This is a genomic window from Bradyrhizobium sp. HKCCYLS1011 (genome assembly GCF_051167795.1).
Lineage (GTDB): Bacteria > Pseudomonadota > Alphaproteobacteria > Rhizobiales > Xanthobacteraceae > Bradyrhizobium.
Genome location: NZ_JBNPTT010000003.1, coordinates 812,710 through 834,345, shown reverse-complemented (window position 1 = coordinate 834,345; position 21,636 = coordinate 812,710). Strand labels below are relative to the sequence as shown.

Genomic DNA, 21,636 nt, shown 5'->3' with positions numbered 1-21,636 from the left:
CGATCGCCACGTCCTTGGATTGAAAGTACGGCGAGCATCTTCCCCCGCGCGAAGTCTAGTATGGCCGCCGCCGGAACGCGAGACCGTCTTTCGACGAACTGGCTAGTCAACCAACCTTTTGATTTCCATCACCAGCTTTTCGCGCTGCTCCCGGTTGGTGACGAATTTCGCGATGAGCGTCGCGACCTCGGATACGGCTACGGTCGCGGGCCCCCGCCGCGGGGTCAGGGCGGAAAGCTTCTTCTGCACCTTGGCCAATCGCGTGACCGACCGTTTGCGGTCCTGCTCGTCCTCGATCTTGCCCGCCTTCGCGGTCGCGCGCACCGCAGCGGCTTTGAGCTTGGAGAGCTCGGCGCGCTCGATACGAGGCTTCTGCTGCTTCAGCCGATCCTCAATCTGCCGGGTCAGGTTTTCGACGACCTGAAGCGCCGTTCTCGAAATGGATGCCTGCCGGCAGCGCTGGGAGATCTTCGCGGCGACAGGCCCGACCTGCACCAGCACGTTCGAGTAGTGATGGTTAGCCTCGAAATTGTCGCGACGCGCATTGGGCACGATGCGACGATCGAGCATGTGGATTTCGCCAATCGTCCAGGAGTTGAAGCGCGTCTCCTTGTAGGAGTCTTCGAACAGGTTGGACTCTCCCACCTGCAGGTCTCCGACGCGAGCGCGCAATCCCCGCACACCCAGATTCGCCGGCAGGCTGCGGACATAATCGTGATGGGCCAGCCACCCGATGGCACCCACGTCCCCGTCAACGTCCGCCAGCTCGAAAAACTCGATCTCCTTGACGCGCGAACTCTTGTCGACCGAGTCCGCAAGCAACTCGTCCCTGTGGGGACGCGTGATGACCCGACCGTTGACGCTCAAGTCCAGCCGAGACAGCTTCTGCCTCTTCTTCAATTCCGTGTCGATTTGGGCGCCGAACGAGAAATCGGAGGAGAACGGGACCGGGGCCACCTGGCCGAGATACTCGCCGATGAGATGCTCGTTGAGGAGGAGGTCGCTGCGAAGTCTCGCGACGTCGCTCATCCTGACTTCGAAGAACGAAGGATCAGAGGCAGCGGCGCTCTCCGTCGTGATCGAAACCGCGCCCGCCATGACCATGCGAAGGTCGTCGGCACCGGCGGTGGTTGCGACCAACTCCTTGAGCTTCCTGCAGTCCCAGGTCACCCGTGCGACGCGGTTCGCACCCTTAACCTTGGTGACAAATTCGATCTGACGGCAGTACGCCAACCCGGAGAGGCGCCCGACCCCGCGGAATCCTCTAGCAGCAGTACCCCTCTTGCGCGAGCCGCCGACGGCGAGCAGCACGTCCGCCACCTTGTCCTCAGGAATCCCAACGCCATCGTCCCTGATCGCTACGCTGCGCGCACCATGATCGATGCTTACCGCAACCCGGCCGGCACCGGAATCTCCCGCCCCGCGAGACTGATCGATGGAGTCCGCAGAGTTCTGCACGTACTCGCGATAGATGGACAGCGGAGATACGTACATTCCGCTCGTCAATATCTCGATGACGTCCTTCCCGACCCTGACATCCTCGGGGCTAACGACCCGTTCTTGCGCGTCGGACTTGGCGTTCAGCTTCATACCGCGATCTCCTTGGACCTGCGCCGTGTGGGCGCAGCCTTCGGCACCTCGACGAATTCGACCTCTTCGAGACCTGCATCCTCGACGAACTCGGCCGGCGACAACCGCACGTCGGGCGATGAATCCCTGCGTTCCCGCTGTAGTTTACGGACTTCCAACTCTCGTTCGCGCTCCATGGGCACATAGAAGCGCGCCGCTCGCAGCACATTTCCGGTCAAAGACTCCAGATCATGCTTATACCTGCCCGGCGTACGACCCGACAGGAATGCAACGAGATCAGCCTTCTCGGATACGGACAGCTTGCGCATCGCCGCGTGATATTCGTCGAGCTCGGGACGGCCTTCGTAGAGCTCGAACCAGCGACGATTGAAGATCATATGATGCGGACGCAGCAGGATCGCCTCAAATTGCTCCGCGGTGTCGCCGAAGGCCGCCTTGAAGAACTCCGGCTCACCCGAAACCACACCCTGCGTCGCCTGCAGAACGATCTGGACCGAGCGGAGGATGTACCGATTCCACTTCGCCCCGACATGGGACCGATCTGGCAGATCGGTCGGCTGGTAACGCATCGGGAACGAATAGATCCGGATGCCAAGCTCTTCGTTGAGGCGCACGTTCAGGTGCATCCTCTCGAACAGATCGAGCGGCGTGTCGTGGAAATTGTAGAGCATGTAGTTCGACAAATCGTTCATGCCGAACTCGTGGGAATATCTGATTGCGGTCTCGTACGGCCCCTTCAATCCGAGGTGATCGAAGGCGATGCGCAGCGGACTAAGGCAGATCGAAGACAACTCCCTTAGATACATCCGATCCTTGCAAAGGATCCTGGCATCCACGCCCTGATTGAAGTCCACCCGGCGCTGAACGCCTCTGTCGCCGCGACGCAGCTTGGCGCCCGGCGTGAAGCCGAGATCACGGATTTCCGCGATGATTTCCTTGAATCGAGCCGAGGCCACCACGTTGTTGTCCATCAGCAGCAGATCGCGGCGAGGGCCATAGATGGCATCGACCGCATTGACGAATTCGGTCAACGGCGTCGCATCGCGCTGCGCACCCTCCAATTTCGGAACGCCGCAGAAGTGACATTTTCGGATACAGCCCCGCGAAGCATATGCGAAGTAGGCGTCCTGAACTGGATACTCGTAGTCGATCTGCTCGAGAATCTTGTAGTCGGGGACAAGATCCTCGATTGGGGTGCCGCTCGTGTCTCCGGCGTAGAAGTCGCCGTCGTACTCGTCCAATCCCAGGGCGATGGCCGGTGGCTTGTCGAGCAGACCCTTGATGAAACGAATGCCGCGCCAACGCGGCTCGGAGAGAAACCTGTCGTGCATGAGCGAGGCGGCGATGCCGCCCACGAACACCCTTTGGGTCTGCCCGTGGACCGCATCGACGGCAAAATCTATCGCCTCGGCGATCTTCGCGTATTCAAACGAGAACAGGGTCGTGATGTAGACACGGTCCCAATGACTGAGAAGCACCGAGCGGTCGATGCCCTTGACGAAAACCACCTCGTCACGCTTCCCGCGGGGGCCGTGATACTGAGCGATCTTCATCAAACCAATAGGCGGATACTTGTTCTTGTAGCCAGGCTCGATCAGTAAGATGCGCTTGTTCGGCATTGCCTCTTTCCCCGTCCCGCACGACACTACACGTGCACGGTCGGTTTTGCGATCGCAAAGTTGTGAAATGGGCGGATTTTTCCCCCGGGCCCGCCAACTCGGCCGCTTTTAGCCAGCAAACAGCCGGCTGTCACCAGCGACCTCGCGCCGGACCGAATCAGGCTTCCGGCCAGAGCAGCGCCCGCAGGATCTCGGGCTTTTCAAGCGCGGCATCCGCGGGCAGGATACCGTCGACGTCCTGCTGGACGTACCGGGCGAGCCTCGTCTTCTGCTCCAGGCAGAAGTCCACGAACTCGTCGATTGAGTCCTTGGCCAGGAGCAGGACGATCTCGCAGTCGCGGGTCTGCGAGATGCGGTGGATGCGGTCCTGAGACTGCAGATAGTCCACGAGGTTGAACGTCCGGTCCAGGTAGATGGCGACGTTGGCCTCGGTCAGCGTGAGCCCCTCCCGCGCCGCCGCCGGGTTGGCCACCATGAGCTTCACGTCCGGATCCGTCTTGAACGCCCTGACCGAGGCGTCGCGCTCGGAGGCGGTCAGCGCGCCATGCAGCGACACCGGACGGAACGCGGCATACCGCCGCTCCAGCGAGGCAATGTTGGCGACGAAAGAGGTCCAGACGATGACCTTCCGCGCGGACGGCCGCGATAGGGCTTCATCCAGCAGCGAATCAAGGGCGAGGAACTTGCATGGCTCCTCCTCGTAGGAGCCGTCGAGCATCGAGGGGTCCGAGGCCAATTGAGCGAGGCGAACGAGCCTCGCGAGGATGGCCTCGGCCTGGTGCAGCACCTGCGCTCCGTCGAGCGACTGGACCCATATCGCCAATTCGTTCCGCAGCGTGTCGTACAGTGTGAGCTGTCGCCCGCTCATCGGGAGGCGCAGCCGCGTGACCGTCTTCGTCGGCAATGCGACGGCTGTATCCTTCAGCCTCCGCTTGGACATGCCACCGATGCGTTCGCGCAGATCCTGGAGCCCGGCGTAGCCTCCATTCTCGCTGCGGTAGCGCCCCCTGAACTCCGTCAGGGTCGCGCCGAGCGTCTCGCCATCGTCGAGAAAGTAAAACTGACTCCAGAGATCGTCGGGCGTGTTCGCCACGGGCGTGCCCGACAGGATGTACCGCCGGCGGGCGCTGCCCCGAAGCTGCAGGACGGCCGCCGTGACCTTGGCATCCGGCGTCTTGATGCGATGGCTTTCGTCCAAGACCAGGGCCATAGGCTTGAAGCGCAGGAGCGCCTTCAAGGAGGCGAGTTCCGCGCTCACCGCTTCATAGTTGACGACATAAAAGACGGCACGGAGCTTCGCGAAGGACGTACGTCGCGCCTTCCGTCCGGACCCGAAGACCGCGACGGGCAGATCGCTGAATTTGGCGATCTCCTCCGCCCAGTTCGTCTTGAGGCCGTTCGGGCACACGATCACCGCGCCCGCGAGCTCCCCGCTGCCGACCTGCACCGCGATGGCATCGATCAACTGCTTGCTCTTGCCGAGTCCTTGTTCGTCGAACAGCGCGGCGCGCTCGTTGACACGGAGGAATTCCGCACCCTCGACCTGATGCGGCAGCGGCGGGGGATTCGGTTCACGCCGCACGGCCCGTCTCCGTCAGAAGAACTTCTGGGACGTGGATCCTGATCACGTTGCGGGCCGATATGAGTCCGGCCGACCGCAGAGCCTCGTCGAGCATGGGGGCCGCCTCGCGGGGAACGGCTACGTAGAGCGGACAGAGCGATGCCCCGTCCTTCATCCGCACGGCGCCGAAGGTGCGTAATTGGGAAAGTGTCCTGCGCGACAGGATGTCGCCTGCCGACTTGGCCTCGGCGAACGCGATGAGTCTGCCACCGTCCTTCGCCGCCCATGCGTCAGGCCTGCGGCCGGCGAGCGAGAACGGCGTCGGCAGCGCGTTGAAGGAGCCACCGCGGTCGGCCACGCCGTCGAAGCCGGCCACGACGAAACCGTCGGCCGTCATCCGCCTGACGGCCCACAAGAGCAGCGCCTGATGTTGCCGGCCGGGCATGATCACCTATTCCGTCCGGCGCCAGCCCGCCGCGACGGCTCGCGCGGGGCGAGGCGCTCGATGTTATCGAGCACGTCGGCGACGGTCTGGCGCAACGCCTCCAGGATCTCGATCCTTTCCGGGCTTTGCTTGGCTTCGACGAGCTCGACCACGGACATGTCGGCGAGCCTCGCCCGCGCGCGCTCCATGAGCAGATACATCTCTTGCTCGCGCGGATTGCGCTCCGAAAGATATTCTTCCGCCGCGTCGAAGCCATCGACCTCGAGAAGCCGCAAGGCCTCCTTTGCGTCGAGGATTTTCGGCAGCTTGCGGACCTTCATGCCCGTGTCGACGCGACCGTCGCGCACCCAACCGGCGAAGCGCTGCGGCAGATCCGGCATGGTCTCGCGATGACGCTGGATCCGACCGTTTTTCGAGAATTCGAGAAAGTAGGAGAACTTGCTGCGGTGCTCCGCGTCGGTCGGATCCTGCGCAATTGGGAAGTAGAGACGATCCATGAGATTGGCCGCCTCGATGTGCTGACGCACGTCGTTGGTCGTCATCCGGTAGCGCTCGGCCACCTCCGCCTCGATGAGACCGCTTGTCACCAACGCCCGCATCTGCAGGGCCTTCTCGTAGGGTGCCCAGCCCCGCACCGAGCCGAGGTGGATCTCGTTGAGAAGATCCTGCACCGTGTGTTCGGGCGTACCGTCAGGGATGACCCACGCCGGCATGGTACGGAACGCCGGATTGTCCGGATGCTCTTCCTTGGCTGCACGCAGCGCAACCACGCGCCGGTTTCCCTCGGCGACAGTGCGGTCGTGTCGCAGATAGATCGGCTCCTGCACACCGCCCGAGAGGATGATCGACCGCTTCAGCGCTTCCGTATCCTCCTGGCTAGTGAGGAGAAGCGTGCACGCCGCATCGTCCGGCTCGAGATCGCCGAGCTGACGCATCGAGAATCCAACGCGAGGGTTCGTCGGGTCGAGCAGCACCTCGTCGGGATCGATCTCGACGAGTTCGAGATCCACCTTGGTTCCCTGGATATTCCGCACGTAACGCGCCATTGTGTACTCCGATCAGATTCCGCAAAGATCCACGAATCGTTCAAGCGCCTCGTTCAAACCGCGCACGATGGCTTTGGCGCTTCCGCTGTCGTCCTTCCGCACCCGCTGAATGTCGTCCAACCGCGCGTCTTCAAGGGCTTGCGTCATCTCGATCATCATCTTGAACAACGGCGAACTGAGTTCCGGGCGATCCTGCTTGAGGATCTTCATTGCCGCATCGCGGCCCTGTTTGTTGAAGGCCGCCAGAGCTCGCGGGTTGCTGACGATGTCCTTCAACTCGCGAACGTGCTGTCCCTGGGAGATCTTCTCCGTGCCGACCCATTGGACGAAATCGTCGAGCGCCTCTGGCGAGCGCGTGATCCATTCGCGTAGTTCGGGCTTGTTGAATAGCTCGAGGAAGTAGCTGAATTTCCGCACGGCGCCTGGTACCGGGAAGGCCACCAGGTACTTGTTCTTCATCGCGTCGAAGGCGCGGATGTTGTGGTTCACCGCCGTCTTGGACGTCTTAAGTATTTTTGCGATCTCCTCCTGGACCATTCCGAACTGCGCGTACAGTTGGTAGATGTGACCGGCCTTCTCGAACGCCGACCACTTGTTCTTTCCACCTACGTGAAGCTCGCCGAGCAGAATGGCCACCTGCCGGTCCGAGATGTCGGCAGGGAGGACGCGCGCCGGAATCGTCCGCCACGTCGGATCGTCGGGGAAATTCTCCCGCAGCTTGCGGTACACCACCGTCCTGCAGTTCCCCTCGGCCACGACCATGTTGCTGCGGACGATGATCCGCTCGATCAGCCCACGATTGGACTGGATCGAACGATACAGGTCGTGGACGTCAGAATCGGACCACAGGATGTCGCGAAGCGCCGTCTGCATCGCCTCGCCGTCGCCGTGATGGCCGGCCGCGACCGTGTTCGCGACCCGCGGATTGGTGGGGTCGAGCAGCACGTCGTCAAGCGCGACATCCTGGCCGCGGACCTGAACCTTCATCTTGTCGAGCGTGATCTCCTCGACCTGTTCGACGACGACCTTGGCCGCCGCTTCCGTTGTGCGGCTATGCCTTGCCATTTCTTCCGCTCCTCACGATACCCACGACGTCAGCGACGGCGTCGACTGCGTCTCGCAGATCCTTGACCAGCTTTCGCGCCGGCGCTGATTTCTTCAGCAGCGCGATGTCGGATTGATCCATCTTGCCCAGCGCCTTGATCAGCGCGTCGACCTGGCGCAGCACCTTAGAGCCCGCCGTGGGGTCGTCGTCGACCAACACCTTCTTCGCGGCCGTGAAGCCGGATTTCCTCAGCTCTGCCTTGGCTTTCTTATTGCCGAAGACCTCGTCCAGCTTGCGGACCTCGATGCCCTTGATCTTGTCTTCGGCGATCAGCTTCGCCACGACCTTGCGGGTGGACGGATCGTTGCGGTGGGGCTCGTTCTTCTTCGCTTTGATGAACTCGAGCGCATGGCTCCACTTCGACTCGAGTATCTCCATGGCGTTGCCGTTCTTCGCGTGAGGAAGAACCTCTTTGACCAGATAGGCGTATGCCTCGAGATATTGCCGGACCTCGCGCTCGCCCATGCGCGTTTCGTCGGCGATCTGCGGAATGCTCCACTTGTAGATTTCCGCCAGGGTGTGGATGTGTTCGGCTTGGGCATAGGCCCGCCAACGCGTCTTGCCCGCGATGTGATAGGCGGCCATCAGCATTGCCATGGCCCTTTCGTCCACGCCGCGCGGCAGCCGCATTACCGGCACCGTCTGCCATTTCTTCTCCGCCTTCGCCCCTTCGTGAAGCGCCGCGACCACCGTCGTTCTGGTGTTTCCCTCGACGACGAGACCGTCGTGACTGATGATGATCGGTTCGTGCAATCCGCCCGCCTTGCGGATGGCCTTGTGCAGGCCGTCGTAGCCCGGCTGGGCCCTTATCAGCGCCGCCAGCGATTTCGGATCCTTCTTGCCGCCGCTCTGCTTGAGCAGAAGACGGATCCGAGGGTTGTCGGGATTGAGTCTGATGGCATCTATACCGACGGTTTCGTGGATGACTTCGACCGGGGTGCCGGCCACCATAAGGCGCGCCATAAGAAGGGTTCCGCTCAGTATCAAATGTTAAATCGATACTGATGGATACTACGCGGACCAAACGCGATTGCAAGCACTGTAAAGGTCGAAATTTCTCCCGTTACGGTAAAATGGTAGGCATTCTGGCCTAGCGAGACTGATTTTCGGTCTTTGATCCGACGACGACGTGCTGACCTCGGCCCCTCGAAAAGCGGCGGCCCCGAGGCGGCCCTCAGTATCGGGCCGAATATCGATCGTATGCCGTAACCCGACGAGAAAGGATTTCGACGTCAAGCCTCCGGTAGACCTCGCGGCGCAGAAATTGGAGTTCAGGGTCGTGCGCCTCGTCGACAATGTCGATGTACCAGGCCCGCGGCCGACCGTCGCTGCCATCACTCCAACGATAGCCACGCCGCTTCAAGCCGTCTCGCAACTCATAAGGTGCACCGGTCGCCCAGACACGCCATCGCGGGGCGCGGGCGGACTCTAGAAGAACCGCCAGCGCGGTGCGCCCGCAGCGCGGGAGGCGGCGAGAAAGGATCTCGATTCCGGCCACGCAATCGTGCACGGCGCGATGGCCGTCGAAGAAAAGCCCATGTCCGGCCGCGAGATGCGCAAGCCTCGAACCTTCGAACCCTTCGTCCCGCCATGGCACTTCGGTCAAGGAACAGGCCCAAGGCAGTTCGGCGAACGTGCTGCAAAACCGCTCGCAGAACCGGCGGTCGAAGGCGGCATTGTGAGCGATCACGACCGCAGCCTGGCTCAGGAAGTTCGAGACCTCTGCCGGGTCGATCGAATGTCCGGCTACCGACTCGTCGGACAGGCCGGTCAGCATCGTTACGCTCGCCGGAATGGGCAGTCCGGGGTCGCGCAAGCCGCTGAAGGCCGGGAAAATTGAACAGACTTCCCCGCCCTCGTCATACTCGAACGGCACCATCGCCAGCTCGATGATCTCGTCGCGCTCCACGTCCAGACCCGTGGTTTCGACGTCGACGAAAACGCCCCGTCGCAGCGCCCCGCCGGAGACCGCCGGTCTCGCGGTCGGCTCGATGCGGCGAAGGACGCGGTACCGGCCAGTCGCCTCGAGCAATTCGACCATCCGCTCCAGATCTTCGATGGGAGCATCGACCAGGTCCTGCGGCGAACCGGAAGAATGATCTCTTCGAATTGGTAGACGTCCGCCCAGTGTCGGGTAGCCCATAAACTGTCCTGATTTGTTCAGTTACATTTTGTCACCGAATGTCGGGGGACGCAAAGCCTTTCTGAAGAAAGCGATAATGAGCGGATCCAACCCGGGTCCGCCGCTTCAGAAAAGTTCGTCACGCCCATCGTTCGCGCCGCCCGCCTCGTGCTCGGCCGATTTTTCGCCCTCGCCGTCGTCGAACCAAGCAGCCGTATCGACGGTCATCACGGTGTCCGTTACCGCCGGGTGATGCTCGAAAGGGCTTTCCGTGTACAGGAACGACACGTCTCCATCAGAAAGGTCGAAGTGCAGCGCGCCTATCGATTCCATATGAAGGTTCCAGCCGATCGTTAGCCCGACGTCGCCGCGCACGTCGCTCGGCCGCTTTCCGTCTTCCGACCTTGCGCAGGCGTCGCGCAAGACAGCGGAACGCTGCTTACCGAACCAATCCTTGTCGGTCCCCACGGACGTCCGAGCGTTACGTCTGTCGCTGCTCGCCTCCCGGCCGAAATCGCACTGGAATTCCATCGCGATCACCTTCGCGGCCGCCGAAGCGACGGATTTCGCGTCTGCCGCCGTGCTGGAACAGGCGGCAAGGAGAAAAGCCGAATACTTAGAACTCGCCATGGCGGCGGTCTCGACGTCGGTGGCTCGCGGGGCGATCGAGGATTCAAGCAACGCCTGGACCGCCAGTCTCGCTCGCGCGGGCTCGACGCCGAGAATTCTCGCGATCTCCGTCGCGAATTCCGGCGTTTCAAATGCAGCTCGCCGCTCGACCGATCGATCCGGACGATCGGCCCCACCGTCGATTGCGTTGCCCTTCAACAAGACCATGCCGCGTTCGGTGGCCGAAAAGTGATCTGAACTCATGCTGCGTTTCCTCGATGTCACTATCCGGCCTGCGCGTTCGGTTGGCCAAACAGCGGGAGCTCGTCGACCGGCTCCTGCTTCGGAAGAGCCTTGCGCCTGACCCTGGTCTTCGGTCGGGTCATCCATTCGCACCAGTTCAAGTGGGCCGCCAACGGCACCGAGTATTCATGGCGAACGATCTGACCGAACCTGTCGGCGGCGAGCGCGGTCGTGTGCCGCTCGACCAAGCCGGCCTCAATGAGACGCGAAAGCGTCTGGGTCGAGCTCTTCGGCGGGGCCCCCGCGGCGATCCGGTCGAACGCGGCCCTCTCCGCTTTCGACATTCCTTCGCAAGGATGCTTCACGTCAGCCTTCATACCCATGATCCCAACCGGTTCGACCGGGCCTATCCGCGAGGAGCCGCGGCGCCGCTCTCGCGCGCTTCGATCCAGGCATGCAGCTTGAGCCTCCTGGCGTAGAGCTTGTTGCCGATCTTGAAGACGGGAAGATCGTGATGTTCGGCCAGGTGATAGACCTCCCTGCGGAGCTGTTCATCCGCGCTGCCGAAGAGAAATTCGGCGATGCGATGCGCGCCGCCGATGAGATCCGCGTCGTCCGAGGTTTTGACGTCCTTCCCCATGTCGGTACGCTCAGGCCTTGAGGCACGCCGCGAGCTTGCGCAACGTGATCTCGGTGCACTGGCCCGTACGCACTGAGTCGAGCTCGCCCCGGCGCCCGTAGATCCACTCTTCCGAGTGAACTCCGTGGACGCCTAAGGTTAGCGAGGCGGAAAACTCCGGAGCACGGATCTCGAAATTGGCGTAGACGCCGAACTTCTTGCCGCGCCCACGCTGCGCCTCGTAGTCGCCGCGCAGCTTATCCTCATCCATGAAGAAGGCTATCGCCGCCGCCAAACCATCGACGACCGAGTGGTCACGATCCAACCCGAGCCTGACCGGCGGAAGGTGGTGCCGGTGATAAAACTCGTGACGAGGAGCCCGTGTCCGACCTTGCGGACGAGACTCGAGCTTCTCGAGCTCGACCAAGGTCGAGGCGCTCTCCTGTATCGCCGGCGAAGCGTAGATGACGCAGTAGAGAGCTGCGGCATCACGGGGCGCCATCTGAGGGGCGGTGATGCCGCGTCCCTTATTCGGAATGACTAGCTCGGCCTCCCGGAGGCTCCTCATGTGACCAACGACGCGAGACAACGGTTCGCCGGTGAGACCCGCCATGCATTCCACCAACTGGCGCGAATTAGCCATGACGCTGCACTTCCGCGAGACAGGCATACATCATCGTTCCACTCACGGAGCGGGGAAGCCGACCTCGGGCAGCGATGCCTCGGCCTTCTTGCGCAGGCCGGTCGGCCTGATCTGGTCCACGATGTCGTCGGCGACGGCGCGGTCGATCTGCGCGAGTTCGCTCAAACGCGAGGCGAACTGCTCGCGGCGCGCCCCGGCCTCGGCTTCGCCGACTTCCATATCCTTCATCGAAGCGACCATGGTGCGTGCGGTCACGACGTGCAGCTCGTGCCAGTTCTGGTAACCGGTCATCTTGGCGAAGATCTCCTCGCAACGACGGAGCCCGATCTCCTTGCCGCGAGCCGCCAAGGCGCGCTTGAGGGACTTCGCCACGGTCCTCGGATGACCAGCACCAACGAAATCAATGCGCACGACAGGCTCCTGAGTGGCCGAAAGGCGTTCGTAAGGATTGAGGTCCGGCGCATCGCCGACGCACCGGCCCATTTGACAAACCACCCTAACTGTGATTTTTACATCTGGCAAGTGCAATTTTCCCATCTGCGAAATGCGCTAATTCCAGCAGGTAGTCGGGTCAAGCGGCGGGTGGCGGCTAACTGTCGGGGATCCGAAGGAGCGATGGACTTCCCAGGCCGCCCTCGAGCCAACCTGTCATCGATGCAGCTAGAGGCAGCGGTCGACGCCCCCGACGTGAACCTGAGTAACCATGGCGAGTATCAGAAAGCGTACGCTGAAGCCGACCAGGAAGGGCCAACGGCGAACCGTCTGGCAGGTCGACTACCGCGATAGCTCCCGCAACCGTAGGCACAAGCAGTTTCGCACCAGGAAGGAAGCGGATGACTGGCTCGTGGAAGCACGAGCGGAGGTCGCCGCAGGCACGCACGTGCCGGCCAGCCAATCCAAGACCTTCCGGGAAGTCGCAAAGGCCTGGATCCAGGACTGCAAGGCGAACGGTCTCGAGCGCTCGACGACCGACGTCTACGAACAGCGTTTCAGGGACTTCAGCGAGCCGCTCTGGGGCGATCGGAAGATCGGACAGCTCAGCACTGCCGACGTCAAGCAGTTCTACGAAGACGTCCTCGACAAGTCGCGGTCGCACGAGACCGTGCGCCGCGTCCGAATCGAGGTCGGCGCCGTGCTTCACTACGCACAGGCGAAGGGCTGGCTCGTCAAGAACGTCATCTCGTTGACGCCCTACAAGCACAAAAAGAAGAAGAAGCGGCCTCCGATGCCCTCCGTGGAGGAGGTGAAGGCGATCATCGAGAAGACGGCAGCAAAGTGGGCCGACTATCTGGCGATGCTGTTCGTGCTCGTGTTCTGCGGCCTGCGGGGATCCGAGCTGCGGGCTCTGTGCTGGACCGACGTCGACTTCAAGAAGGGAACGATCTCGATCACGAAGCGGGCCGACCGGTGGGGACTCGTCGCCCAGCCGAAGTCCGACGCCGGGACACGCGACGTGGTCATGAACGACACGACCGCGAAAGCCCTGAAGGAATGGAAAATGAGGTGCCCCAAAAGCGATTTGGGCCTCGTGTTTCCTACCTCCCGGGGCACCGTACAGAACCACGCAAATCTGATGAATCGATTCCTCAGGCTGGCGCAGATCGAAGCCGGCGTGACGAGGGGGAAGCTGGTCAAAGATAACGGCAAGCAGACCAGCAAGGCGGTCGCCAAATACGGCATGCACGCCTTTAGGCATTTCTGCGCTGCGTTGTGGATCGAGGCCGATTTTTCGCCGAAGCGGATTCAGACGATGATGGGCCACGCCAGCATCGTCCAAACCTTCGACATCTACGGATACTTATTCGAAGCCCGGATGAACGTCGAGAAGGCCCGTGATCGCGCAGAGGCGATCGTGATGGCGAGCTGAGGGAGGGAGAAAAATGACATCAAGCAGTAGAGCAAAAATGCTGAAGAACGGATTAGATGCAAGGCGGCGTCTATTCGAGTCGACGCGCTTTCGCGAGGAGATGGCGGAGCAACTCTCTCTCGATCTCCTTTTGGTCGTCCGCTCGACCGACGCGCTGATCGAGGCCGAGTTGATCCCCTCCGCCTTGTCCACCAACGCAAGATCTCTCGCCGCGGACGGCGCGGCCATATTGCTGGCCATCGGCAGCCAACAGCGGAGCGCTGACGCAATCGCACGGGTTACGGCAAGACTTGGTTGCATGGACTTGCAGGCCGAAACAGGCGGACAGGAGCCTTCACGTGGCGCAGCCGACATCTTTCCGCGGACGAAGTCGATCTCGTTCGGGACCGCTTTGGCCGAACTGCTCCTCAACCTTTGGAAGGCCGCGTATCAATCTTCGACATCCGGCTTCACCGGAGTCGCCGTCAGCATGCTGTGGAACGACGTGCGGGGTAGCGTCCTGTTCGGCGTCATCGAGCAGCCGATGGGGCGACGCAAGAAAGTATACGCCACCGAAGCCTTCCGCATCCCGAGCATCGTGAAAAACGAATGGGATTTCGTGCAACTGCCGACGACCGGCGGCATCAAATACGCGCCGCGCTCAATACTTCGCTTCGGAGCGCTCCTCGACTCATCCGTGGCGAATACCGCGGCTCGTTTCGGGTAACGCCACCGAGGCAATCCCAACCAGCGAGAACACATTCGATGAAGGCCGAAGTCACGATCACAATCGACACAGATGATTTGCAGTCCGTCACCGACACGTACCTGGCAAGCCTTTGGCACGTCGCTCAAGCAAATCCGGCAGATCCGTTCCAAGACCGTGAAGCGGGCAGGCTTGCCGAGTATATCGGACGCGAAATCATAACGCGGTTCTTGCGCCGGACTCCTCCGGAACTCTGGAGCCATAATGGCAGCGCATACGACTTTCACCAGCTTCTCGTCGTGAAGCAGCCCGAGCCGTCGGAATCGTGAGGCGGAGGCTCGGATGAAGACGACTAATTCTCCGTTGTGGATCGAAGCGAACACTGTTGGCACGCGGAACTTCGTGCGCTGATCGAACAGAACTTGAGATTCGCGTCGTCGATAGCCTAGCCATTCCAGCCGGATTGCAAGAGACGACTCGCAGAAAACGCTCCGGGGCGTACCCCGGAGCGCTCGTCGTGACCCGGCAGTCCCGACTTATCCGACGTTGGCGACGAGTTGGCCGCGCGTACCGGATTCGCCATTGGGACCGCGCGGACCGAAGTTGCCGGCGGGGCCGGAGGGGCCGTTTGGGCCGCCGCCGCAGTAGGTCGATCCGTGACCGCCTTGGCCGCCGGGGCCACCCGGGCCGCCAGGGCCGCCGGCACCACCCTCGCCACCGGCGCCTTCGAGTGCGGCGAAGTCGACCTGATCGACCTGGGCCGCGATACGACCTTTGAGGACGAGGATGCCGCCGTTGCCGCCGCGACCTCCACGTGCACCCTGCTCACCGTCCTTGCCGGGCTGGCCGGGGCCGCCGGCACCACCGCCGTGCGCGCAATCGAACAGGTGGTCGGCGGCGTTGGATCCGGGGCTGCCGGGGGCGCCGGCAGGGCCCGCGCGACCGACGCCGCCCGCCTGGCCGTTCTGACCGAAGAGGTCGATCTTCAGGACCCCGTTGTCCACGAGTTTGCCGTTCAGGATCACGCGCCCGCCGGCATTGCCGGCGCGCCCGGTGATCCCCGGCGCCGCAGCCATCGTGTCCATGTCAGGCGACTCGAACGAGACGATCTGGCCTCGCTGCGACAAGATGCGGTGAGCATCGACCTCGAGGATCGCACCGTTGGTGACGATCTTGGCCCCGTTGCGCAGTTCCAGGCGGCTGAGATGAAGCGTGACGTCGGGCGCGGCGCCGGGCCGGCCGATGATCAGCGCTCCGCCATCCAGCACCAGCGCCGGACGGGTCTCGAGCCAGTCGTCGGGCGCCTCGCCGTCGGGCTGGCGCTCGAACACCGCAGACGGCAGTTCGGCGATGTTGACCGATCGTGCCGTGAACGTCAGTTCGCTACCTGCGTTCGCAGGGTTAGCGAAGAAGGCAACCACCGCGGCGGTCGCCAAAGCTCGCATTATCATTGTGCACTCCTCAATTCTGCCACCGGCTTTCGACCCCGGCATTTGAGGGACGGTCCGAATGCTCGACGATCCCGCACGATGAGCGTCGATTTCTTTTTGAATCTGGGCGCCGGAAAGCCGCCGGCGCGCGCCGCACGAAATTAGGACGACGCGATGCGCCAATCCGGGAGAACGGTATGGATAAGGCCCGCACGACCACGTGCGAGCAGTCCCCAGATTCATGGCGTGATCGGTCCAATCGCCGAGCAACCCGGGCGGAGGAAGCCAGACGGTATTAGATTACGGCCCGCAGGTTCGATGACCGGTGCCGGAGCTCGATTTTTTTCTTCGGCGCCGCCGGAAGTCGAGCCGGGCGTGCCGTACCGAGTGAGGGGGCACTCGACCAGTCCAAGGAGGACGACATGTGCAAGTGCAAGGACGAGCGTACCGCATAGCTTCAACTCTGAACGAGAGGATCGCATGCGAGTCCGAATCGTAAAGCTGACTGTCGCCTGCCGTCGCCGATGCGAGGAAGGCGTTGTTGGTTGAACGGACGGACTTTCAGGCTCCGCTCGCGAACCACGGTTTAACAGGTCCTTTCCCGCCGCCGGGCAGCGCAGATACGCGCAACCCCGTCGGCGGTATCGGAGAGACGGTCCGAAATCCCGGTCATCCGGGAAGACTGCGTCGATTTTTTCACGGATGTCCGGGACGTTGCCCATCCTGCCATAGTGGGAGTGGCACCGAGAAGATCGACAAGTTTGAGGCGTCAAAAGGCACCATACCGTAGGAAGCCAAATGTGTTCGAACCTGACTGATGAGAAGCTTCAGTTGATCCAGCTTCGAGCCTTCGTCGCGTTGTCGTCTGACAAGCAACTTGCGTTCGAGGCCGAACTGCAGAACTGGTTCACGAACTTTGTCGAAGCCGACGAAGCCGAGCAGGCAGTCGGCACATTGAGTAGCAAGCTCTTTGGACCGAAATCGGAGAGAAAGAGCGCGCCGATCCAAAAGTCGGCGGGGCAACGACAGAGGGATGCTCGACTGCTCTACGATTGGCTGCTCCGACGGGCGCGCCGGATATTCCGGACGATGAGCAGGGATATCAGGCGGCGGAAAATCCGGAGAAGGCTGCTCTGGGAGTTGCCGGATGACGAAATGAAGCGCGTTCTGTGCGAACTTGAAATACTTTGCCGGAAGGCGGTCGGCGCGGATGAAGCGGGTGAGGTCTTCAGCGAAGCCTTCATCAAGCTCTTCTCCGTGACGCAGAAGACCGCACTCCCGGCATCCGAAATGCCTGCGGATCGTGAAACGAGAAACTGGAAGCGCCGGGCAGATTGGTTGCTCCGAGAAGCTCGCCGTATCAGTTGGCGCCGGCTTCTGATCGACATCTATCGGGCTCGTTGGGGCAGAAAATTCGAACTCGTTCAGCCCGACGAGGAGGCAGATCTGGAGAACGAGGCGTCCCCCGAAATCATCGATTCGGAGGAAGAACGGTCCGGCGAGAAATTGAAGGGGTTGATGGTCGCGGCCAGGGGACATTTCGCCCCCCGGAGCGACGCACTCGCAGTGCTCGATCTTCTGTCGGGAGCGGAGGCGCACCACCTTTCGGAAACGGGCAAGATCGCGTTCGTCGGCGGTCGGTGGCCGATCCAGAAGATCGCCGACCTGCTCAACCGAAATTCGCCGCACCCGCCGTGGACGCAAAGAAGGGTCGATAACGCGAGGCAATCGATCATGAGGTGGATAGCCGGACTGAGATACGCGATGGGCCGGAACTGGGATGAAGCAGTCAAGATCGCCACTCGCGTGGAAAACGACGTTCTTCCGTTGTTGGAGGAACTCGTCGCTGCGGGACGGGACGACGTTCCGCGTTCGAGAGCCGAACTGCGCGGACTGGCGACGACATGGACGGAACACGAGCTTCGATTGACGAGATCGATCGTCGACGCACTGCGCCGCAAGGATCGCCCCGATCTGCAACAATGCGTGAGCGAGGTGACGCTTCGCTTGTCGCTGTCCGGGTCCGCGCTTCGCCTTCTCGAACGCATCGCCGAAGACGGCACTCTGCAGGACAAGTTCGAAGGACGTTGGGAACCGGTCGAAATCGAGGCGATCCTCAATCGCCTCGAGAACGGCTCGTTCTGGACTGCCCGAAAAGTCGACGACGCCAAGAGTCGGCTCCAGGATTGGCTGAAGTCGGTCAAGTCGGTCGACATCGATCTGTCCGACCTGGAAGTTCTTTTCGCTCGCGTGGCAGAGCGACCGAAGGAGTGAAGAAAATGAAGGAAAACAAGCAATCCATCCTGCGCGGGATCCTGTCGCTAGACGCCGAGCAGAACGATGAGCCGGATTTCGTGCCCGGACCGACCCTGAACGAACGCGTCATGGCCGAACTGAAGAAGGCGCATGGGCCCGGTGTTTCCTATTCGCGAGAGCAACGAGTCGAGGCTCGTGCGAAGGCTATCGACGAGATGGCGAAGGAATTGGCGGATTCCGGCAATCGCAGGATGGCCACGGCGACGACGCGCCCGAAGTCGGCGTCGGCCGTCGAGCGGACGGACGCGGCAGGTCCGTCGATAGCCGGATTGTTTGAGCTACTGGGCCGCTCGCTCATGCCTGCGACGCGGTGGGGAGCGGCCGCCGCTACCCTGTTCTCCTGCATCCTTGTCGCATCGCTCGCATATCTTTCGTGGAAGCCAAGCAGCGAATCCCTCACGTCATTGCTGGGCTCGCCTCGATCTAGCGTCGGGCCACGCTCTGCGCAGCCGGTGATTGCCAGCATTCCTCTCTTGCTGCCGGATGACGCGGAAACGATAGAGTTCGTCGGCTATTGGGGAGACTACGTGAAGACCGCCAAGAACAATACCGAAGTGGGAAGCGAGCGCATCAGCCTCACGGTGTCTCCAAAATCGAACTTCGTGAGCGGACACGTCGTCCAGAAGGATGACAAGGGTGAGCATCGGTTTTCCGTATTGGGAGTCAGGGCACAGTCTCCCGACAAACGGCGCGATGAATTCTCTCTGAGCTTTATAGGAGAGCCGAAGGACGACGATACTCGCCCAGAGGCCGAGAAGAATGCCTCGGCCCTGACGACCGGAACCTACGTGTTGAGAAAGTTCGACGACAAATCCTATACAGGAGTCGCGGTGTATTGGGACAAATGCAATCAGGTATGGGTCCAATGTCCGTACGCCTTGGAGCGCGGCACGAAAGCGGATGGCAATCCTGGGAGTTACACGAAGGGTCGCTGGCCGACTCGCTTCGATTTGGGTCAGCTCGAAAACCAGTGTCATGAGGTGATCCAGAAGCTCGTCGATCCGACAGTCGCCGATAGGGGTTCGCCTCCGGAGGATCCTTCAAAGTGCTCCTGACTTGACGATTGCAACAGCCGGGCCGGTCCGATGCCTTGTCGGACCGGCCCGTCTGGTTCACCGACCCAAACTCGCCAACGCGGCATCACCAGCATCGGACAAGGGTTGGGTCCGTTCTCCAGATCCAGTGCAGCGAATTCCTCCAAGATGGCTCGATGAGTTGCCGAATTCTCTCTGGGACGATGCCGCCTTGGGAGACCTCGGTCCCTGACGCGCCTTCCGGTCGATGGCCGGTTACGCCGAGATACGAGCGGGCTCGAACTCCTCGGCCCTGGCGCGGCAGCTAGGAGCCGATGCCGACCTTATTGACGTGCGATGTCCTGCAGCACCGCCGCCGTGGGACGGATTCTATATTTGACGGGGCATTCCGCTTTGCGGTCTTGCTCCGGAATGGCTTGCACCGCGACGAGGCCCGGAGCCGCCAGGTTGGCTTGGGCTGCCATGACCAACATGTCTTCGGCCAGCACGAGAAGGTTGCGAACACCACAGGCCATGTCTTCTACAATCGGTAAGGGGCCATACTCCGGTTTGCCGTCCCTCTCGATGCCCCAGGTCGCCTCTCGGAGTTCGGTCCCCTCCCGAGTGAAATTCTTGATCACCAGCTCGGTCGGCTTCGGATGCTCCACGGCGTTGCGCATGAGCACGAAGGGCTCGACGCACGCCTTGTACTGACGGATGAATCTCGCATTGACGTGCCCCTCCCCGAATTTGTCGACGATAAAGTCCTGGACGGATGGGCGACCTTTCTTGCCCTGGACCCATTCGCTCGCATCTTCGTACTGGGTCCCCCAAAGCAAATTCACCAACTTCAGTAGATCACGAAGATAGTTCTTCGCTTCGTAAAGGAAGTTCTCGCACTCGGCCTTGAGGTTCGGGATCTGAGGGATTTCGACCGACACATCTCCGCGTCGCGGCGGCTTGAATTGGCTCCGGCGTTCGCCGGCCTCCTTCCGGAGCCGCTGCTCGATCTCAGAACATCTTTGCAGGCGAGGGAGGAGCTCCGATACCGACAACTGGACGAACTTCGCTTGGTCCACCGCGGACAGATTGGTGTGATTGAGTATTTCGATCGGCTGCACGGTCAAGCGAGCCACGATCGAATCGGGCGTGCCACGCTCCGACTGCTTCGTTATCTCGAACAGCATGCGATTGTCCCACCGTCGATAAGGCTGGATCACAAGTGCTATCGCGCGGCGCGAAGTCCCGCAATGAGGATGTTGGCTCCGCGACGCGCGGCCGGCCGCCTGGCCGCCTGGGGGCGAAAGGCCGCTCCCCGCGCCTGTGCCACGCCGGGTCGCGGCAAAGCGCTGCGAAAGCGGCGCTCAACGGTCGACTCGATCAAACGTCGAGGCTTTCCCGTTTCATTCACGATCCGCCTCGCGAACGCTTGCTATTTCGTAGAGTTCGTCGAGCCACACCCCGACGGCGCGACGTATCGCGTCCACGGTAGGCACTGACAACTTCACTTCGATCTCGCGCTCGTCCAGATGGATGGGTTGGCTGACATAATGACGACCTACGCTCAAGTGGACACCGCGCAACCCGACGCCGCCCATCACGACCTGAAGCGGCCACCCGTTGCCGTAGTCGTCGGAAAGCCCCACAAAGTTCTCCAGCACCCTGCCAAAGATGTTCCGAACATTGGTGGCGTGGACCAGAACGTCGTCCCGGTGATGCATGAAAATTTCGGTTGTGACGGCCCAGAGCTCGCCATTCTCGAAAAGCTGCGTGAAAGCTCGCGGCTCGGTGGCGGTGCCGTGCGGCTCGTAGGCGATGGCTCCGTAGGCGTTGCGGTCCGCGGCGGCGGCCATGCCGTTCCTTAGCAGCAGGTCGACGCGCCGGTTCAAGACGTCTTCATGCAATCGAGTGAGCTTCAGATCGGCATCTCGGGCCGCGACCGGCATCAGACGCAAGTACATGCCCCGCCGCTGCGCGAAGTGGTAGTCGATCGTATCCGGAGCCGGCGCGTGATTCCGAGCGAGTATTTCTCCCTCCGCGTGGAATACGGCCTTGGTGAAAGTGGAGGGTATCGGCTCGTGGCCAGGCCGCGATGGCCCTGCCATGCTCAGATAAGGCCGCAAGGCCGCAACGAACTGAGCCCTTAGTTTGGCTCGTTCGGACGCGATCTGCGCCTTGGTCGAATCCGGCGCGAGATCGAAGTGGAGCGGCCAGGACTTCTGCCGCAGGTCGAAGGGTAACTCGCCGCCGTCGCCGTAGTGTCGATTCTGGACCATCAGCACCCGCTTGGACGTCAGCGCGCGATGCGCGTGGCCATATTCGATCGCGACATTCGAGTTTATCAGTTTCTTTCCGTCCGGCGTTTGCCCGATCAAGGTAACGTCGGCTACGAAGACGTCCGCACGCTCGATTTTCTCAAAGATCGTGGCGGCAAGATCCGGACTACCTGGAACGCCCTGCCGGTCGGAGTCCAGCGTCATGCTGGCGGCGGCGTCCCGTTCCGCCGGTTCGAGAAGTTCGTGATCGGCTTTCAGATGTTCGATCGCTTCGCGTAGCGCGTCGCGCACGAAATAATGCCCGGTCTGCCTTGGCGAGTCTGACTGCCATGACCAGAAGATTATCATCGGAAGCGAGCCCACCTTGCGACGGGTTTCCCGTCAGAGGACTGTATCTCAGTTAAACGTCACGGAAGATCAAACCGAACGCCGACCGACATCGGCTGA

The 21,636-nt window shown here is 61.8% G+C and carries 21 protein-coding genes; 5 read left to right on the top strand and 16 right to left on the bottom strand.

The features are described from left to right. Positions 1–102 precede the first annotated feature (102 nt). The 13 genes from ACQR1W_RS12710 to ACQR1W_RS12650 form a co-directional block, all read right to left on the bottom strand. On the bottom strand, positions 103–1,590 hold the full coding sequence (locus tag ACQR1W_RS12710; protein WP_434851066.1) for an ATP-binding protein: 1,488 nt from the start codon (positions 1,588–1,590) through the stop codon (positions 103–105). Further along, positions 1,587–3,209 (bottom strand): radical SAM protein, encoded by a 1,623-nt coding sequence (locus tag ACQR1W_RS12705; protein WP_434851065.1) that lies wholly within the window; start codon positions 3,207–3,209, stop codon positions 1,587–1,589. Before ACQR1W_RS12705 ends, ACQR1W_RS12710 begins: the two co-directional genes overlap by 4 nt. A 157-nt stretch (positions 3,210–3,366) precedes the next feature. Continuing rightward, positions 3,367–4,791 carry a DEAD/DEAH box helicase gene (locus ACQR1W_RS12700; RefSeq protein WP_434851064.1) on the bottom strand — a complete coding sequence of 475 codons (1,425 nt, stop codon included), beginning with the start codon at positions 4,789–4,791 and terminating at the stop codon, positions 3,367–3,369. Beyond that, positions 4,781–5,221 (bottom strand): hypothetical protein, encoded by a 441-nt coding sequence (locus ACQR1W_RS12695; protein WP_434851063.1) that lies wholly within the window; start codon positions 5,219–5,221, stop codon positions 4,781–4,783. Before ACQR1W_RS12695 ends, ACQR1W_RS12700 begins: the two co-directional genes overlap by 11 nt. Continuing rightward, the gene (locus tag ACQR1W_RS12690) at positions 5,218–6,261 is read right to left on the bottom strand and encodes a hypothetical protein (RefSeq protein ID WP_434851062.1); all 1,044 of its coding nucleotides are present in this window, start codon (positions 6,259–6,261) and stop codon (positions 5,218–5,220) included. Before ACQR1W_RS12690 ends, ACQR1W_RS12695 begins: the two co-directional genes overlap by 4 nt. A gap of 12 nt (positions 6,262–6,273) precedes the next feature. Continuing rightward, on the bottom strand, positions 6,274–7,326 hold the full coding sequence (locus ACQR1W_RS12685; protein ID WP_434851061.1) for a hypothetical protein: 1,053 nt from the start codon (positions 7,324–7,326) through the stop codon (positions 6,274–6,276). Continuing rightward, on the bottom strand, positions 7,313–8,329 hold the full coding sequence (locus ACQR1W_RS12680; protein ID WP_434851060.1) for a hypothetical protein: 1,017 nt from the start codon (positions 8,327–8,329) through the stop codon (positions 7,313–7,315). Before ACQR1W_RS12680 ends, ACQR1W_RS12685 begins: the two co-directional genes overlap by 14 nt. A 211-nt stretch (positions 8,330–8,540) precedes the next feature. Further along, entirely contained in the window at positions 8,541–9,509 is a 969-nt protein-coding gene (locus ACQR1W_RS12675; protein WP_434851059.1) for a 3'-5' exonuclease, read from the bottom strand. A 105-nt stretch (positions 9,510–9,614) separates the two neighbouring features. Beyond that, positions 9,615–10,361, bottom strand: a complete 747-nt coding sequence (locus tag ACQR1W_RS12670; RefSeq protein WP_434851058.1) for a hypothetical protein — start codon at positions 10,359–10,361, stop codon at positions 9,615–9,617. Between the two features lie 20 nt (positions 10,362–10,381). After that, entirely contained in the window at positions 10,382–10,717 is a 336-nt protein-coding gene (locus ACQR1W_RS12665) for a hypothetical protein (protein WP_434851057.1), read from the bottom strand. Positions 10,718–10,746: 29 nt separating this feature from the next. Next, the gene (locus ACQR1W_RS12660; RefSeq protein WP_434851056.1) at positions 10,747–10,980 is read right to left on the bottom strand and encodes a DNA-binding protein; all 234 of its coding nucleotides are present in this window, start codon (positions 10,978–10,980) and stop codon (positions 10,747–10,749) included. Positions 10,981–10,990: 10 nt separating this feature from the next. Next, entirely contained in the window at positions 10,991–11,572 is a 582-nt protein-coding gene (locus tag ACQR1W_RS12655; protein ID WP_434851055.1) for a hypothetical protein, read from the bottom strand. Positions 11,573–11,644: 72 nt separating this feature from the next. Then, positions 11,645–12,139, bottom strand: a complete 495-nt coding sequence (locus ACQR1W_RS12650) for a hypothetical protein (RefSeq protein ID WP_434851054.1) — start codon at positions 12,137–12,139, stop codon at positions 11,645–11,647. A 166-nt stretch (positions 12,140–12,305) separates the two neighbouring features. Between ACQR1W_RS12650 and ACQR1W_RS12645 the strand changes: the two genes are divergently transcribed. The 3 genes from ACQR1W_RS12645 to ACQR1W_RS12635 are packed head-to-tail and all read left to right on the top strand — an operon-like array spanning position 12,306 to position 14,483. Further along, complete coding sequence (locus tag ACQR1W_RS12645; RefSeq protein WP_434851053.1) at positions 12,306–13,469, top strand: tyrosine-type recombinase/integrase; 1,164 nt, start codon at positions 12,306–12,308, stop codon at positions 13,467–13,469. 37 nt (positions 13,470–13,506) lie between these two features. Then, positions 13,507–14,175: a hypothetical protein gene (locus tag ACQR1W_RS12640; RefSeq protein WP_434851052.1), complete on the top strand. Its 669-nt coding sequence runs from the start codon at positions 13,507–13,509 to the stop codon at positions 14,173–14,175. 38 nt (positions 14,176–14,213) lie between these two features. Beyond that, entirely contained in the window at positions 14,214–14,483 is a 270-nt protein-coding gene (locus ACQR1W_RS12635; protein ID WP_434851051.1) for a hypothetical protein, read from the top strand. Between the two features lie 207 nt (positions 14,484–14,690). Here the strand turns inward: ACQR1W_RS12635 and ACQR1W_RS12630 are convergent, their stop codons facing one another. Further along, positions 14,691–15,605: a hypothetical protein gene (locus tag ACQR1W_RS12630; RefSeq protein ID WP_434851050.1), complete on the bottom strand. Its 915-nt coding sequence runs from the start codon at positions 15,603–15,605 to the stop codon at positions 14,691–14,693. Between the two features lie 777 nt (positions 15,606–16,382). Here ACQR1W_RS12630 and ACQR1W_RS12625 point away from each other — a divergent pair. Together ACQR1W_RS12625 and ACQR1W_RS12620 are read left to right on the top strand one after the other, a co-directional pair. Further along, positions 16,383–17,858, top strand: coding sequence for a hypothetical protein (locus ACQR1W_RS12625; protein ID WP_434851049.1), 1,476 nt, complete (start codon positions 16,383–16,385; stop codon positions 17,856–17,858). Between the two features lie 5 nt (positions 17,859–17,863). Continuing rightward, complete coding sequence (locus ACQR1W_RS12620) at positions 17,864–18,955, top strand: hypothetical protein (RefSeq protein ID WP_434851048.1); 1,092 nt, start codon at positions 17,864–17,866, stop codon at positions 18,953–18,955. Between the two features lie 302 nt (positions 18,956–19,257). On the opposite strand, the gene ACQR1W_RS12615 is transcribed toward ACQR1W_RS12620, so the two are convergent. Next, positions 19,258–20,100: a hypothetical protein gene (locus tag ACQR1W_RS12615; protein WP_434851047.1), complete on the bottom strand. Its 843-nt coding sequence runs from the start codon at positions 20,098–20,100 to the stop codon at positions 19,258–19,260. A 216-nt stretch (positions 20,101–20,316) separates the two neighbouring features. After that, positions 20,317–21,537 carry a hypothetical protein gene (locus tag ACQR1W_RS12610; RefSeq protein WP_434851046.1) on the bottom strand — a complete coding sequence of 407 codons (1,221 nt, stop codon included), beginning with the start codon at positions 21,535–21,537 and terminating at the stop codon, positions 20,317–20,319. Positions 21,538–21,636: the final 99 nt, after the last annotated feature.